The sequence below is a fragment of the Ligilactobacillus pobuzihii E100301 = KCTC 13174 genome, from assembly GCF_000349725.1.
GTDB classification, from domain to species: Bacteria; Bacillota; Bacilli; order Lactobacillales; family Lactobacillaceae; genus Ligilactobacillus; species Ligilactobacillus pobuzihii.
Genome location: NZ_KB714693.1, coordinates 96,898 through 113,374, shown reverse-complemented (window position 1 = coordinate 113,374; position 16,477 = coordinate 96,898). Strand labels below are relative to the sequence as shown.

At 37.5% G+C, this 16,477-nt stretch carries 13 protein-coding genes; 8 read left to right on the top strand and 5 right to left on the bottom strand.

Annotation, left to right across the window (positions count from 1 at the left end; translation table 11 throughout):
- Positions 1–23: 23 nt before the first annotated feature.
- The 3 genes from lacA (at position 24) to lacD (ending at position 2,101) form a co-directional block, all read left to right on the top strand.
- Positions 24–452: a galactose-6-phosphate isomerase subunit LacA gene (lacA, locus tag LACPOB_RS0104610; RefSeq protein ID WP_017867660.1), complete on the top strand. Its 429-nt coding sequence runs from the start codon at positions 24–26 to the stop codon at positions 450–452.
- A gap of 67 nt (positions 453–519) precedes the next feature.
- The gene (gene lacB, locus LACPOB_RS0104605; protein ID WP_017867659.1) at positions 520–1,038 is read left to right on the top strand and encodes a galactose-6-phosphate isomerase subunit LacB; all 519 of its coding nucleotides are present in this window, start codon (positions 520–522) and stop codon (positions 1,036–1,038) included.
- An 82-nt stretch (positions 1,039–1,120) separates the two neighbouring features.
- Positions 1,121–2,101, top strand: a complete 981-nt coding sequence (gene lacD, locus LACPOB_RS0104600) for a tagatose-bisphosphate aldolase (protein WP_017867658.1) — start codon at positions 1,121–1,123, stop codon at positions 2,099–2,101.
- Positions 2,102–2,432: 331 nt separating this feature from the next.
- On the opposite strand, the gene LACPOB_RS0104595 is transcribed toward lacD, so the two are convergent.
- Entirely contained in the window at positions 2,433–3,404 is a 972-nt protein-coding gene (locus tag LACPOB_RS0104595) for an AEC family transporter (protein WP_017867657.1), read from the bottom strand.
- 55 nt (positions 3,405–3,459) lie between these two features.
- Positions 3,460–5,085, bottom strand: a complete 1,626-nt coding sequence (locus tag LACPOB_RS0104590) for a malolactic enzyme (protein WP_017867656.1) — start codon at positions 5,083–5,085, stop codon at positions 3,460–3,462.
- Positions 5,086–5,789: 704 nt separating this feature from the next.
- Here LACPOB_RS0104590 and LACPOB_RS0104585 point away from each other — a divergent pair.
- From LACPOB_RS0104585 to LACPOB_RS0104565, 5 genes are all read left to right on the top strand, one after another.
- Positions 5,790–6,683, top strand: a complete 894-nt coding sequence (locus LACPOB_RS0104585) for a LysR family transcriptional regulator (RefSeq protein WP_017867655.1) — start codon at positions 5,790–5,792, stop codon at positions 6,681–6,683.
- A 227-nt stretch (positions 6,684–6,910) separates the two neighbouring features.
- Positions 6,911–7,801 carry a PRD domain-containing protein gene (locus LACPOB_RS0104580; RefSeq protein ID WP_017867654.1) on the top strand — a complete coding sequence of 297 codons (891 nt, stop codon included), beginning with the start codon at positions 6,911–6,913 and terminating at the stop codon, positions 7,799–7,801.
- A 41-nt stretch (positions 7,802–7,842) separates the two neighbouring features.
- Complete coding sequence (locus LACPOB_RS0104575) at positions 7,843–8,193, top strand: PTS lactose/cellobiose transporter subunit IIA (RefSeq protein ID WP_017867653.1); 351 nt, start codon at positions 7,843–7,845, stop codon at positions 8,191–8,193.
- A 3-nt stretch (positions 8,194–8,196) separates the two neighbouring features.
- On the top strand, positions 8,197–9,615 hold the full coding sequence (lacG, locus tag LACPOB_RS0104570) for a 6-phospho-beta-galactosidase (protein ID WP_017867652.1): 1,419 nt from the start codon (positions 8,197–8,199) through the stop codon (positions 9,613–9,615).
- 359 nt (positions 9,616–9,974) lie between these two features.
- On the top strand, positions 9,975–11,744 hold the full coding sequence (locus LACPOB_RS0104565) for a PTS lactose transporter subunit IIBC (protein ID WP_017867651.1): 1,770 nt from the start codon (positions 9,975–9,977) through the stop codon (positions 11,742–11,744).
- Positions 11,745–11,827: 83 nt separating this feature from the next.
- Here LACPOB_RS0104565 and LACPOB_RS0104560 read toward each other — a convergent pair whose 3' ends face one another.
- From LACPOB_RS0104560 to LACPOB_RS0104550, 3 genes are all read right to left on the bottom strand, one after another.
- The gene (locus tag LACPOB_RS0104560; RefSeq protein WP_017867650.1) at positions 11,828–12,814 is read right to left on the bottom strand and encodes a LacI family DNA-binding transcriptional regulator; all 987 of its coding nucleotides are present in this window, start codon (positions 12,812–12,814) and stop codon (positions 11,828–11,830) included.
- Positions 12,815–13,042: 228 nt separating this feature from the next.
- Positions 13,043–14,461 carry a 6-phospho-beta-galactosidase gene (lacG, locus tag LACPOB_RS0104555; protein WP_017867649.1) on the bottom strand — a complete coding sequence of 473 codons (1,419 nt, stop codon included), beginning with the start codon at positions 14,459–14,461 and terminating at the stop codon, positions 13,043–13,045.
- Positions 14,462–14,518: 57 nt separating this feature from the next.
- Positions 14,519–16,231, bottom strand: coding sequence for a lactose-specific PTS transporter subunit EIIC (locus LACPOB_RS0104550; protein ID WP_026142751.1), 1,713 nt, complete (start codon positions 16,229–16,231; stop codon positions 14,519–14,521).
- Positions 16,232–16,477 lie beyond the last annotated feature (246 nt).

Here is a 16,477-nt window from a genome sequence, read left to right as displayed (position 1 = left end):
TTAAAAACAAAGGAGATTTTATCATGAAAATTGCATTGGCATCAGACAAGGGCGGTTTTGATCTAAAGGAATATATCAAGAGTTATTTAAAGGGTAAAAATTATGATGTAGTTGATTTATCAGAAGAACCAGCTGCTGATTTTGTTGATTCTGCTAGCGCAGTTTCTCACGCAGTACTTGATGGTAAAGCTGAACGTGGAATTATGTTTGATGAATTTGGTGCTGGTTCAGCAATGGCTTCAAATAAGATCCATGGAATGGTCACAGCTAATGTTGCTGAAGAAAATACGTCACACATGACTACACAACATAATGGTGCAAAAGCGATCGCAATCGGTGCAGGTATTGTAGGACCAAAGAAGGCTGAATCATTAGTCAATGAATATCTTGGTGTTGATTATGCTGGTGGTCGTCATCAGATCCGTTTGGACATGTTAGAGAAGTTATCTTAATACTTACTTTGGCATAAAAAGTTATCAGTTTGCTTTAAAAAAATATCTACTTCGAGGAGGAAATAAAATGATTATCGCATTAGGAAATGATCATATTGTTACAGGAACAAAAATTCAAATCTCAGATTTCATCAAATCTTTAGGCCATGAAGTGATCGATGTCGGAACGTATGATAATACAAGAACTCATTATCCAATTTACGGGTTGAAAGTTGCAGATCTAGTACGTGATGGTAAAGCTGATTTAGGCGTAGTTCTTTGTGGTACAGGCGTTGGTATTTCGACTGCTGCTGATAAGAACACAGGTATCAGAGCTGCTTTAGTTAACGATGTAACGACAGCTAAGTATGCTAAAGAAGAATTAAATGCAAATGTGATCGGTTTTGGTGGAGCAGTTGTGGGTGAACATTTAGCTGAAGAGATCGTCAATACTTTCTTGAAGACTGAATATAAAGAAACGCCAGAAAACAAAGCTTTGATCGAAAAAATCGATGGGATCGAAAAAGACAACCCTGAACAACATGATAACCCACATTTCTATGATGACGAAATGAAGTTATGGAATGAAGGCTACTACCACGATTAATGTGTATAAGTTAGTTTAAGTAGAAAGCTAACGAAAAACACTGAGGATATTTTAGACACGATAAAGAGGAGAACAGAATAGTATGTCCAACAAAATTGAAGCTTTAAAACGTATGTCCAATGAAAATGGTGTAATTGCTGCTTTAGCGATCGACCAACGTGGTTCTTTGAAGAAAATGTTAGCTGCAGCAGCTAATAAACCTGCTAATGAAGATGATATTGTTGAATTTAAGAAAGTTATTTCTTCTGAATTAACAAAATATGCTTCTGCGATCTTACTGGATCCAGAATATGGCTTGCCAGCTGCTGCACAACGTGATGCTGATTGTGGTTTGTTAACTGCTTATGAAAAGACAGGTTATGACACAACAGCACCTGGCCGCATGCCAGACTTGTTGGCTGATTGGTCTGTTAAACGCTTAAAAGAAGCTGGTGCAGATTCGATTAAGTTCATGTTGTATTATGACGTTGATGAAGGCGAAGAGATCAATCGCAAGAAACAAGCATTTGTAGAACGGATCGGTGACGAATGTGTTGCTGAAGATATGCCATTCTTCTTGGAATTAATGTCATATGATGCAAATATTGATGATACAAAGAGTGCAGAATATGCCAAAGTTAAACCACACAAGGTTAACGCCATGGTTGAAGAATTTGCCAAAGGTCGTTATAATGTTGACGTTTTGAAGGTTGAAGTTCCAGTTAACATGGACTATGTTGAAGGCTATAACGGTGATAATGAAGTTATCTTCAGTAAGAAACAAGCTTTAAACTTCTTTAAAGAACAAGACAAGGCTACTGCTGGAATACCATTTATCTTCTTGAGTGCTGGTGTTTCTGCAGAACTCTTCCAAGAAACTTTGAAGTTTGCTCATGAAGCAGGTTCTAGTTTTAACGGTGTGCTTTGTGGACGTGCCACATGGCGTCATTCGATCGAACCATTTGCTAAAGATGGAGAAAAAGCAGGTCGTGAATGGATGCGGACAACTGGCCGTAAGAACATCGAAGATTTGAATGAAGTTCTTGCAGCTACAGCTTCATCATGGGAAAGTAAAGTTAAATAAGTTAATTATTGACTTAAAAAATTAAATTGATAGGATCAGTCATATTTTGATAGCGACTGGTCCTATTTTGTTGTAAAAAAGGAGCAGGACATAACTAGTTGTGTAATTCTAAAAGGGCCGTCGATCTATCCCCTTAAAAAGAGGTTAGATCGACGGCCCTTAAATGTGTTCCAAAAGATTGAAGTCATACTGTAACAACGGTTGCGTTATTCTGGTCTTTCGCTTTGCTATGATTCAAAATAATGCGATCATCGTTACAAATCAGCTTCAAAACATCTTTTGTCTCACTCTTTAAATTGATCTATTTTTTGGTGAGAATAAACCAACTTCATTAGATAAATTGTAAGATAGTCATTAAGATAGGGACAACTACGATAAATAATACAGTGCTCATAACCACGACATCTGTTGCATATTTAACATCACCGTGCGATTCGTTAGCCAAAATAGGCAATACAGCCAGCATCGGTGTTGCAGATTGAACGACTAATGTTTGACTCATCAAACTCGGCATTGAAAAGCCCGATGATACACCGATTTTGATCAAAATAATCAAAATTAGTGGTGAAATAATGAAACGACCGATCAAGGCAAGCACCGAATCACGTTCAAAGTGGAAGTTCTTTAGACCGGCATTGTACAAGACGATCCCGATATAAATCAAAGAGAGCGGTGTAACTAGGGAGCCGACGTAGTTTAAAGTTTGTCCCAAGAAATTCGGTACAGGAATGTTTAATAACATCCAAACGATTGCTACGATAAAGCCCACGAGTGGCATTGGTAAAATTTTTTGCCAGTTGATCTTATGCTGTTGTTTTTTGGCTGATTTGTCAACAGTCGGATCATCATTTTGAATTAAAAATACACCAAAGGCCCAAGTTGAAACGGTATTAACGATATAGTAAATCAGAAAATAAGACATGGCTTTCTCGCCAAAAAGTGCCATATTTAAAGGCATCCCAATAAAAATCGTATTGGCGTTAACAAAGGCGTTGATAAAAATACCACGACGACCGCGTTTGATTTTGAAGACTTTGACCATGAGCCAAGCGATGAGATAGCCGATCACAACACCTAAAACCGGAAAAACTAGTTCGGTTGAAAGACTGATCAAGCTTGAACGGGTCAAGTTTTTCATAACAGCGGTAAAGATTGAAGCTGGTAAGGCGATTTTGGTAATTATTGAAGAAATTTCACTACCAAATGAGTCACCGACCCACTTGAATTTTTTTAGTAAATATCCCAGAGCCATAATCAAAACGATCACGACAACGCTGGAAACAGATGTTAGAAATACAGACATGATCTGTTTACCTTCCTTTTTTAAAATATAAAATGATCTATTGTTTAACTAGAAATTAGTATTTAGGCGTCCATTTAGCATCATGAACGGCCTTTTTGGCATCAGTGACACCATCTTTTGCCAAGCCTTGGTCGATAGCACTTTGCGCAACGACTTCGGCCACCGTGGTTGAAAATTCTTCTAGTTTAGAAACTGGTGGTAAGACTGCAGCACCTGGTTGGGTCGTGTCAACAATACCACCTAAAGCATGACTAGCTTTAGCCAACATTTTTTCATTGATGATCTTAGCGCCAACAGCAATTGCGCCAAACCCAACACCGGGATAAACTAAAGCATTATTAGCCTGTCCGATTTCATAGTTAACGCCGTTGTGTTCGACACAACCAGCAGGAATACCAGTAGCTACTAATGCACGTCCATCTGTCCAGTCGATCAAATCCGAAGCCTTCGCTTCTGCTAGCTTCGTAGGGTTTGATAGTGGGAAGATGATCGGACGTTTTGTGTGTGCAGCCATTTCTTTTACAACTTGTTTATTGAATGTGCCTGGTTGAGTTGAAGTACCGATCATGACTGTAGGATGAACGGCTTTAACTATTGAATACAAGTCATTTAATAAATCAGGGTTCTCAAATTCATCACGCGAACGAGTAAATTTCTTTTGTCCGTCTGTTAAGTCTGGACTATCGTCAAACAATAGGCCTTGTTTATCGACCAGGTAGAAGTGTTTTTTAGCTTCTTTTGGTGACAGACCAGCGCGAACTAGTTCATCATATAACATTGATGCGATCCCGATACCAGCTGTTCCGGCGCCAAAGGTCAAGAATTTTTGGTCAGTGATTTTTTCACCAGAAATGTTTAAAGCACCTAAGACACCTGCCAAGGAAATAATACCTGTTCCTTGGATATCATCGTTGAAAGTTAAGATCTTGTCTTGATATTTGTTCAAGATAACCGAGGCATTAGCACGTCCAAAATCTTCAAAATGAAGTAAAGCTTTAGGGAAGAACTTAGTTGAAGCAGCAACGAATTTATCAACAAAATCAAGGTAGTTTTTACCTTGCACACGTCCATGACGGTTACCTAAATATTCTGGGTCATCTAATAATTGTTGGTTGTCAGTACCAACATCTAAAACGACGGGTAATACTTGAGAAGGATCAACGCCTGCGGCAGCAGTATAAACCATCAATTTACCAACGGCGATATCCACACCGTTGACGCCCCAGTCGCCGATACCTAAAATACCTTGTGAGTCAGTTACAACGATCAAACGAATATCACGATCACCAGCTGCATTAGCCAAGGCATCTTTAATATGGTCAGGGTCATCAATAGACAAAAAAGCAGCGTATTGTGGATCAACAAATAATTGACCATATTGTTCAATTGAATCAGCAATTGTTGGGTCATAAACAACTGGCATGAATTCAGTGATGTGCTGGCCCATTAATGAATAAAATAAAGTACGGTTAGTATTGAAAATATTCATTAAGAACAAACGTTGTTCAAGAGCAGAATCTTTGCTCTTGAATTGGTTATAAGCTTGTTTTTCTTGTTCTTCTAGTGTTTGAACACGAGGAGGCAGAGTACCGATCAAACCATATCTGTCTCTTTCTTCCTCAGTAAATGCGGTACCTTTATTTTTAAAGGGATCGTTTAAAATATTTTGTGCATTTTCCATATAAAAAACCTCCTAAATTAAAACAGAGCGGAATGAGCCGGGAGAAAGCGAGCACTAATGGACTTAGACATTATGACAAGTGTTTTTCTTGTCGTGGTGTCTAAGTTGATTAGGCGGAACTTTCTGGTTCATGTAGCTCGACTATTAAAACAGAGTGGAGCAGCTCGAACAGAAGATGAGCACTAGCGGACTTTAGCGCCATATTGCGCTTTTTGCAATGTGGTGATGAAGTTAGCTAGGCACAGTCTGCTGAGCTGCGAAGCTCGACTATTAAAACAGAGCGGAGCAGGGCGGTCAGCTGGCGAGCAATAACGGACACACACTATAATGCGTTTTTGCATTGTAGTGTGTGTTAGTTAAGCGCAATCCGGCTGCCATGCGAAGCTCGACTAAAAATACAGAACAAAGAGTAAACATAGAAAATAGACGTTAGCACACTTCCGCATATGACTTTCTCACTGTTATGCTGGAATTTGTAAGCGTGAGTTTCTATTTCTCGAAGTCTGCTTAAAGTTTAACTAAGACATTCTGTCCTAAAAACAACTGAGAGTTAAAGATCTAAAGTTCTCCTAAAGTTATTTATAACTTTTTAACCTTTTGAACGATCGTTAGTATAATCGTGTGCTAAAATTATAGTCAAATCTTCAATTACTTATAAACATTACTTATACGTAACTTATAAATATCGTAACGGGGGAGTTTAAATGAACATAAAAGATTTAGAATATTTTGTAACGGTTTTTGATGAAAAAAATTTTTCTAATGCTGCTATCCAAAAAAACGTTTCACAGCCTACAATTACTCTAGCCATTAAACGTTTAGAAAATGAGTTTGGGACTGTCTTGTTTTTAAGGGATCATTCACATCAAAGGCTAGAACCCACTCGTCAAGGTCAGCAATTATTGGTCCATGCACGAAAAATGCTGGCTGAGTTAGATTTGGCCAAAAAAGAGCTGACCCAAATTGAATCTGGTAAAGTACGGCTAGGTTTACCACCGATCATTGGTAATTATTATTTTCCTAAAATATCTCCAGCACTTTTTAGAAGTCAATTGATCAATAAAATTGATACTATTGAAGCAGGGTCAGCTGTGTTAAGACAAAATCTAACTAAGGGAGATGTTGATATTGCTTTATTAGGTTCTCTTTCACCAGTTATTGATCAGACATTAAAGGTGGATCTTTTTGCCAAATCTAAATTTAAAATTATCGTTTCTAACAAAAATCCTTTAGCTCAAAAAGATACGATCAATTTTATAGATTTAAAAGGTGAAAATTTTATTGTGCTGGACAAAGGGTTTGTACATGAAAAAGCGTTAAAAGAAGTGAGCCGTCACGCACATTGCAGGCCGAAAGTAGTCTATCTAACTTCTGATATTCATATCTTAAAATCTTTGGTTGCTGAGAATGTGGGAATCGGATTTTTAACTGAATCGGCAATTGCACGAACTGATCAATTACATTCATTAATTTTGTTAGATAAAGAACAACCCACTTTTTATATGTCGACAGCATATCGAAAAAGTAAAATACTGTCATATGATGAAAAAAGTATCCTAGATTTAGTACAGAAAGAACTGACAGGTCCAGATAATTAACTGAAGCTTTCTGTTTTATAATGTTATGTTTTGTTTTAAAACAAACATTATTTGCAAAAAACCGTTTACAAAATGTTTGTTATAGTTTATACTAAATTGTGGATAGAAAATGGATTGTTACTATTAGATTAGGCATGACCATGAGAGGAATAAGTCAATTCACTGTGAAGTGTCTGCTACTCTTATGGTCTTTTTTTTGTCCAAATACGCGAAGGGGGGTATTTTTCTTGCTGGGGATCATCCAAGTGTTAAATAACAATTGCGCTATCGTAGATTTAGGAAAAGGTCGCCAAGCTCTGGTCAAAGGGCGCGGAGTTGCCTATCAAAAAAGGAAAGGTGACCAATTAGACAGTGAACGGATCGAAAAAGTGATGTATTTGGCGACAAAAGAGTCGCAACAAAACTTGACTTTTTTGTTAAAAGATATCCCGATCAATATCGTTACTACGACCTATGAAATAGTTGATAATGCTAAAAGTAAGTACAGTTACCAACTAGCTGATTTTGTTTATGTAACTTTAGCTGACCATATTAATGGTATGTATAAGCATCTGCAAAATAATACGTATCAAAGAACGCCAGTCCCAGATATGCAAGAACAATACCCAATGGAGTATCGTATTGCCACTGATGGTTTAAAAATCATTAATGCGAATTTGAAGGTGTATTTCCCTAAGGATGAAATTAAAAGTATTGCACTTCACTTTATCAACGGCCGTAGTGAGAGTGAAAATACTTCGACAGGGAATCAAGCTTCTCAGATCACAGTGGATCTGAATGATTTGGTACAAAGCATCTTACAAAAAAATTCGGTACTTAGAAATGGAACTAATCATAATTTTTATGATCGTTTAATGATTCATTTAGGCTATTTGGCAGAACGATTATCACAGCATCAGTCAAGTAATGAGCGGTCAATAGCTAAGATCGAGGAGGAAATGAGGACTTCATACCCACGTTCATATCAAATTGCACATGAAATTTATTCAGCAATTTGTCACGAATTGGATGCGGACTTGGGAGTAAATGAAGAGTTATATTTATTGATCCATATTCAAAGAATTATCTGCGAAAAAGAGAATGAAAGCGGTTTGGAGACTAGCTCAAATAATGGTTAAAAATAAACATATTAACTAAAAGTTAATTGGAGGGATTACTAATGGCTACAAAAAATGATATCTCAATGGTGGGTTTTGCAATTGTTGCTTATGCGGGAGATGCAAAATCGGACTTAATAGAAGCTTTGAATCAAGCACGTGATGGGAAATTTGCAAAAGCGCGTGAATTGGTAGAATCTGCTAATAAAAACATTGTTGAAGCTCACAACGAACAAACTACTCTGTTAACACAAGAAGCTGGCGGTTCAGACATGGATGTGACATTTATTATGGTGCATGGACAGGATACTTTGATGACAACAATGATGTTAAAAGATCAAGTAGAATATTTTATTAACGAATATGAAAGGATCGCAAAGATCGAAGAGCGTTTAGATAAGGCAGGTCTTTAATTTATGAGTTTATTGAATCGAGTAAAAAGTTTACCAAAAGATTTTGTTTGGGGTGGAGCAACAGCTGCTTACCAGGTAGAAGGAAGTACTAAAGTTGCTGGTAAAGGTAAAACGATGTGGGACGATTACCTAAAAGCACAGGGTCGTTTTTCACCTGACCCGGCCAGTGATTTTTATAATCGTTATCCAGAAGATATTGAACTTTCAAGAAAATATGGTTTGAATTCGATCCGCGTTTCAATCGCTTGGACACGGATCTTCCCTGAAGGGTACGGGAAGCCTAATCAAGAAGGCGTGGCTTATTATCATCGTTTGTTTAAAGAATGTCTCGACCAAGGCTTGGAACCTTACGTTAGTTTACATCACTTTGATAGTCCACAGACTTTATTTGAAAATGGTGATTGGCTAAATAGGAAGAACATAGATTACTTTGTTGACTATGCTGAATTTTGTTTCAAGGAATTTACGGAAGTTAAAAACTGGTTTACGATCAATGAGCTGATTTCACTGGCTTATTCACAGTATATTCAAGGAAATTTCCCACCTAACCACCATTTTGATGTAACAAGTGGGATCCAAGCGCAACACAATGAGCTAGTTGCCCACGCACGTGTAGTAAATCTCTATAAGAAGTTGGGCTTACCTGGGCGTATTGGATTGATTCATGTTATTCAACCGATTTATCCAATTGATGACACGCCAGAAAATGTACACGCTGCTAAATTACAAGATGCATTTATGAATAAATTTTTGCTTGACGGGACATTTCTAGGTTATTACTCAGATGACACTATGGAATCGATCAATGAGATTTTACGTTTGAATGATGCACATCTAGAAATTGAAGATGGTGACTTAGATATTTTAGCCAAAGCGGCTCCTCAAAATGATTTCTTTGGAATGAACTATTATCAAAATCAATTTATCAAAGCATATCATGGCGAAAGTACCAATAGTTTTAATGGTACGGGTGATAAAGGAACATCATCCTTTAAGTTTAAAGGTGTTGGTGAAGCAGTTAAAAAGGAAGGCGTTCCAACAACTGATTGGGACTGGAATATTTACCCAGAAGGATTATACGATTCCTTGAAACGTGTTTCGCGCGACTATCCAAACTGTAAAACTATTTATATTACCGAAAATGGTTTAGGTATGAAAGAAGAAAAGCCGGCTGAAGGCGAGATTTTAGCAGACGATAAACGGATCGACTACATTGACCAACATATTGAGGCTATTTTAAGGGCAAGAGATGAAGGTGTCGATGTTCAAGGATACTTTGTTTGGTCCTTGCAAGATCAGTTCTCATGGGCTAATGGATACAACAAGCGTTATGGTTTGTTCTTTATCGATTTTGAAACACAGAAACGTTATATCAAGAAGAGTGCTCTGTGGTTCAAAGAATTAGCAGATACGATAAAATAAAAAGGATTGAAGGCTCGGTTAGCAGAGAATTTCTAACCAGTTTTCATATCATCTTGTTATTTTTAACGATGTGGTATGAAAGCTGGCTAGAGATGATCTGGCGGATTTGGTGACAATAACTGGGGGAATCCTTCATAAAATTAATGTGATAAATTAGGACGGACTGTCGCCGTGCTATTTAAAAAATTTTTGTTCAATAATATTCCCTTTATGGCGGATCGTTACTATTCAATTAGGCGTGACCGCAGTCGGGAAAGCACTAAAAATAATAGTTTTTCCTTATTTTGATGTAGCTTTTTCTGACTGCGGTTTTTAAATAAGTGTTTTATAATTTTTTTAATAAAAAGGAGTGAAGATCTTTGAATGGTATTATTAAAGCAATAGAAAAACACCAATCTACGTTCGAAAAGATTTCGCGTAATATCTATTTGCAAGCTATCAAAGATGGGTTTTTAGCGGCCATGCCGGTTATCTTGTTCTCAAGTATTTTTCTCTTGTGTGCATCATTACCAGAAGTTTTTGGCGCTTCATTGCCCGGTGGTTTGACCGATTGGTTGAACAAGATTTATAACTACACGATGGGTGTAGTTGGGATGTTAGTTGCAGGTACGACTGCACGTTGTTTAGCAGGTTCAATGAACCGTAGTAAGATGCCTGCTGGTAAGGCTATCAGTGAAGTATCAGTTATGATCGCTTCAATTTGTGGTTTCTTATTACTTGCTGTTACACAACAAAAAGATGGTTCTTTTGTGACAGCTAACATGGGTACGAACGGTATTTTATCAGCATTCGTTTCTGCTTTCTTAACAGTAAATGTATATCGTTTTTGTATCATTAAAGATATTACGATTCATATGCCCAAAGAAGTTCCTGGTACAATTGCCGCAAACTTCCGTGATATCTTCGCATATTCGTTCTCAGTTTTAGGTTGTGCTCTTATTGATTTCTTGGCACGTTCCTTTGTTAAAGTGCCATTTGCTGAAGTTATTGCTAAATTGTTCCAGCCACTGTTCAATGGTGCAGAATCATATCTAGGAATGGCCTTTATCTGGTTCCTTATTCCATTGTTCTGGTTCGTTGGTGTGCATGGCCCATCTGTTGTTAAACCAGCTATCGAAGCTCCATTATTCGGGAACACAACTTTGAACTTGGCTTTGCAAAAAGCAGGTGAACATCCTTCGCATGCATTGACAGAAAACTTTGGTAATTTCGTTGGTGAACTTGGTGGTACAGGTGCCACTTTCGTTGTACCATTTATTTTCATGATCGCAATGCATTCTAAACAGTTAAAAGCTGTGGGTAAAGCATCCTTTATCCCTGTTATGTTTGCGGTCAATGAACCACTATTGTTTGCCGCCCCAATGATTTTAAACCCTTATATGTTCGTACCGTTCCTTTTGGCCCCAGTTGCCAACGTTTTGATCGGTAAAGCATTTATTCAATTCCTCGGAATGAACGGGTTTATGTACGTCTTGCCATGGGCAACGCCGGGACCAATCGGGACGTTCCTAGCTACCGGTTTTCAACCAATATCCTTGCTCTTTATCGTGGCCTTACTGGCAGTAGATGTCTTGATTTATCTGCCGTTCTGTCGTGCTTATGATAAAGAATTATGTGACCAAGAAGCTGCAAAATTAGCAGAAGAAACAGCTACAGCGGGTGTTACAGATGAATCTGTCCCAGCTGCAGAACCAGAAATGCCTGTAAGTGAAGCACAAGAAAACGTTGCTGCAAAACCAGAAGCAAAAGAAACAACAGATGCTCCAGTTAATTCGGCGAGTGATGATCCTGATGACCCAACTAAAGTTTTAGTACTTTGTGCTGGTGCAGGTACAAGTGAATTATTAGCGAATGCCCTTAAAGAAGGTGCAGAAGAATATAATGTTAATTTGACGGCTAGAGCTGGAGCTTATGGTTCTCACTATGATATCTTGCCTAACTTTAATGTAGTTGTTTTGGCACCACAAGTTAAGACTTACTATGAAGATATTAAAAAAGATACTGATAAATACGGTATCAAGCTGATCAAAACACAAGGAAAACAGTATATTGATTTAACTCGTTCCCCTAAAGAAGCCCTTGATTTTGTGATGGGTAAACTTAATGAAGATGATGAAACAGACGCATAAATAATCATTCGTTTTTTTATAATTTAAAGCTAGAAAAAACACTTAACAACAGTGAGTTTATACTCAAAATTGTTAGGTGTTTTTTAATCGCTACTTTCACGATAACTGATCGAAGTACCGATGATCATTCTTTCGGGAATGTGTTCTTTAGCAGTAAGTAGTTGGGCCAACATTTCTACACCACGTTTAGCCATTAAAGGTAGATAAACTTTAACGGATGTCAAGGTTGGTTCTGCATTTTCGGCAAGTTCTGAGTCATTAAAACTGACTACGGAAACTTGTTTTGGGACTGCGATTTTATTTTCTTTGAAAAAATCTAGTGCTCCTAGGGCTAAGAGATCACTAGCTACAAATAAAGCATTGGGGAAGTGATCTCCTAATTTTTGATAGGCGGTTTGTATGGTGGAATAACCGACTGAACGAGAAACTGCGTTAGTGGAAAAGACATTTTCAGCCTGATAAAGATGCTTGGAACGTAAATAATGACGATAGTCTACTAAACGTCGATCGTATATCTTTTCTGAATCATCGCTGGTACGTCCTTCAGCAATTAAGATCCCAATATTTTCACGGTCATGATCAATAAAGTCTTGTAAGACTCGTTGTACACCAACTTCATTGTCACTAGTAACACAGCTGATATCATTTTCTAGCGAATTATCACCAATGATCACTAATTGTGAGTTTAAGGCTTTTAGTTGGAGTCGTTGATTTGTACTGAACCGGCCGATAGCGATCACGCCCGCGCAGCGTCTAACATTGGTCCAAGGAGAATCTCCAAAGACCTGGATAGTTTTATAACCGCGCTTTTTGAGTTCTTTTTCAGCTGTTAAGCGTAGGGTTAAATAATAAGGATCATCTTGTTCTTGTTTTGCAGTGAACCAAGTTACGATCCCGATGGTAGCTGGCCGAGTCTTTTTCTTACCTGAATTGTAATTCATTGCATCCGCGATTTTAAGCACTCGTTGGCGAGTTTCATTTGTGACAGATAAAGAACTATCTTGATTCAAAATGCGTGAAACAGTGGTAATAGAGACACCTGCTTTAGTTGCGATATCTTTCAAGCTCACTGGTCAGCTCTCCCTTACGTTAATTTAGAACACATTTGTACTGTTACTATTTATTATTTTGAACTACTGCTGTCAATAAAGTCAAGTTAATTATACTTATAGCAATGAGCAAACGGTAAGCTTTAGGAATTTGAATGATAATCCTAAAGAAGAAACCAAAAACATGTCAGAAAAAGCAATTTGGCTTTTCTGACATGTTTTTACTGTATATAGATTATTGAGAGATAATTACTTTGTTTTTGATAATTCTTTTGTTTCAGTTAATTCTTTAAACCAGTAAGCACTCTTTTTTGGATAGCGTTTCTGGGTATCAAAATCAACAAAGAATAGGCCATAACGTTTAGAGTAACCGTTAGTCCATGAGAACATATCTTGCAAGGACCATACGAAATATCCTTTAACATTAATACCATTTTCAATCGCACGAAGGACTTCTTGCAAATGGATCTTGATATAATCGATCCGTTTTGAATCATCCAAAATTTCGTTTTCAGCTGGTTTTTCTTCTTTCAAACCTAGGCCGTTTTCAGTAATATAAATGTCTTGAACTTTAGGATAATTAGTATGGATTCGTTCTAACTGGTCATATAGACCTTGAGGATTGATCGGCCAATCCCAATCAGTCATTTCAATTCCATCTGGTACACCAGATTCACCAATTCCTTGTAAGCGGGAAATAGATGAACCTTTTTTCCCCGTCCCGTTATGAATAGTTTCAGAAATTCCGTGATATTCTTTCATGTATTTACTGAAGTAGTAGTTGACTCCTACGAAATCTAATTGATCTGAAGCCTGCTTAAGTTCTACCATTTCGCTATCAGTGATCGAGATTTTTGCTTGGTCGTTAGCCGCTAAGATCTCGTTCATTAAGGAGAGAGTTTCTTGACTATATTCTCCACCTAAAGTTCCGTCTAAAAAGAGACGATTGTCTAGCACATCCTGTAATTTAGCGGCGTGCATATCGCCTTTTTTAGTAGAGTCGAATGGATAAACAGTTTGCAAAGCATGTACTACACCAATTTGTCCGCTGATCTGTAATTTCCTAAATTCGTTAACAACTCGTGCATGAGCTAAGTTTAGGTTATGCTCAGCTTGAAATGTTTTGTGGAAATTATATTTCTCACCAGGAGGAAAAGTTCCAGTAGTGTATTGTTGGACGGCCATTGAAGTTGGCTCGTTGATCGTGATCCAGTAGTTGATCTCACTAAATTCCTGGAAACAGAATTTAGCGTAGTCAACGAATTTAGTAATGTTTTCTTCGTTTAGCCAGTCACCAGTTTGGTGCAAAGCTTCAGGTGTATCAAAATGATGCAATGTTACAAATGGTTCGATCCCATTTTTACGGCATTCAGCGAACATATTGTGGTAGTAATCAACCCCAGCTTGTTCTGGTTGACCACTTCCAGTTGGAAAGATACGTGTCCAGGCAATCGAGATCCGAATCGAATTCAAGCCGAAATCACCAGATAACTTTAAGTCTTCTGGGTAACGATGATAGAAATCACAGGCAGGTTCAGGATCAAAGCGACCCTGCTTTTTCAGGAAAGGTTCCCATAAAACTTCACCCTTATTGCCTTCTTTTACTGCTCCTTCAGTTTGGAATGCTGCAGTTGCACCACCAAAATAAAAATCTGTTGGAAATTTCATGTAATAGTCTCCTCTCAATCCTTGTTTTTTTATAAGGTATTTATCGATCAATCAACATTATTCTTTTTGCCCTGATTTATTAGTTAATTGTTCTGAAACAAAAGCTAAAGCTTTATCGCCGTCACGAGTTAATTCAATGTATTGTTTGCCAGAAGTTGAGACCATCTTGACACCGTATTTGTCGGTGATCTTTCTCAGGTTATCTTTCATACTGTCCATTTGTGGAGCTAAAATGACAAGATCCATATCTTGAATCAGGTCCATATCTTGTCCGAAAGCCCGAGCAGCAGCTGATAAGCTTAAGCTTCTTTCCGATGCTAGTTTATTCAAAGCATTGGCTAAGATCCCACTGGTACCTCCACCGGCACAAAGAACTAATACTGTACTGTTCTCAGGGATAGCATTTTCATTAGCAGTTTGTAAGTTATGGTCTTCATCAGTAGTGGCAACAACAACATCACCATCTTGATCAGCTGGAACATCTGTACCGTTAGTTTGAATATTTTCTTCCTTGGCAATTTCATCGGCAAGTAAAGTTTTGTCGTAGGTTTTAAAGAATGGCCAGTAGACTAAGATATCCAAAACAATGATCAAAGCAACATAGACGAATGATAATGGAGCGAACCCAGTTGAAACAGGTATCCCGATAAATCCAGGTAACGTCCATGGCATTGTGTACATAATTGAATTCATACCAAGCACATCTACGAAGAACTTAAACATACAAACGTTTACGATAGGTGTCAAAATGAATGGCAAGAAGAAGACTGGATTCATAATGATCGGTGTTCCAAACAAAATTGGTTCGTTAACAGAAAATGTTCCGGGAATAAAGGAAGCAGTACCTACAGCTTTTAACTGTTTTGATTTAGCGAAGAACATAAAGATGTACGCCAAAACAAGTGTTGAACCAGTACCACCAAAATTCATAACGTAATCCATAGTGTTCATAGCTAAAACATGTGAGGCTTGATGTCCAGCTTGGTACATTTCCAAATTAGCTGCAGTGTTAGCGATCATAATTGGTACAACAGCAGGTTGAACGATCGATGGTCCTTGGACACCACAGAACCAGAAGAAGGCCATAGCACCAGCAATAATTGATAATCCGAGATAAGACTCACTAGCACTGAAAAGTGGAGATAAGAGTTTAATGATGAATTCTGGTAAGTTAACGCCGGATAATTGTCTGAAAGCTAGATCAATTGCCCAGAAAAGCGTAACTGTTGAAGCCATTGGGATAAGGTCTTTAAAAGTCTGTGCGATGTTTTGTGGGACTTGTGGTGGTAATTTAATAGTAATGTTGTTTTTAATGCAGACATGGTAGATATTTGGTGTGATCAAACCAACAATATAAGCGGCAATCAAACCTTGAGTTCCCATGTACGTTAAGTCAACACCATTTTTTAATGGAACAATGGCAAGGATAATGAATGAAATTTCGGCCGCCATGATAACTGAGATCGGGTTGACCTGGTTAGTTTTAGGTAACGTTAAGTTTTTGGAATCTGTCAAATTTTTAGCAGTTGTCCCTGTAACGAACAAAGCTAAGAGTCCCATCGAATAGTTATAAGCCGTTAGTAAATTATTGGTAACATTATCTGACCAATAAAAGCCCCAGGCGTTTGGAACATAGGCAATCATTAAGAAAATACTTGAAAATAAAATAATTGGCATCGCTGCGATAAAACCGTCACGGATCGCGGCAATGTATTGATTAGCAGCAATTTTTTCGAATAATGGCTTAAGTTTCTCGACTTTCTTTTGAATACCAGCACTCATAATATAAAACCCTCCTTAGTAATAAAAAACATATTGAATCTTTTGTAGAATGCGTTTTCAGCCAACATCTTTATTATATTTTGTATTTAGTAAAAGTCAACAATAATTTTACTTAATTTTACCTAATTATATTCTATAAAATAAGTCTTTATAAAATAAAATAACAAAAAATTCGTGATTTATTAGCTTAAACTATACAAGAATTTCTAAAAGGAAATGGCTATTTGACTGACA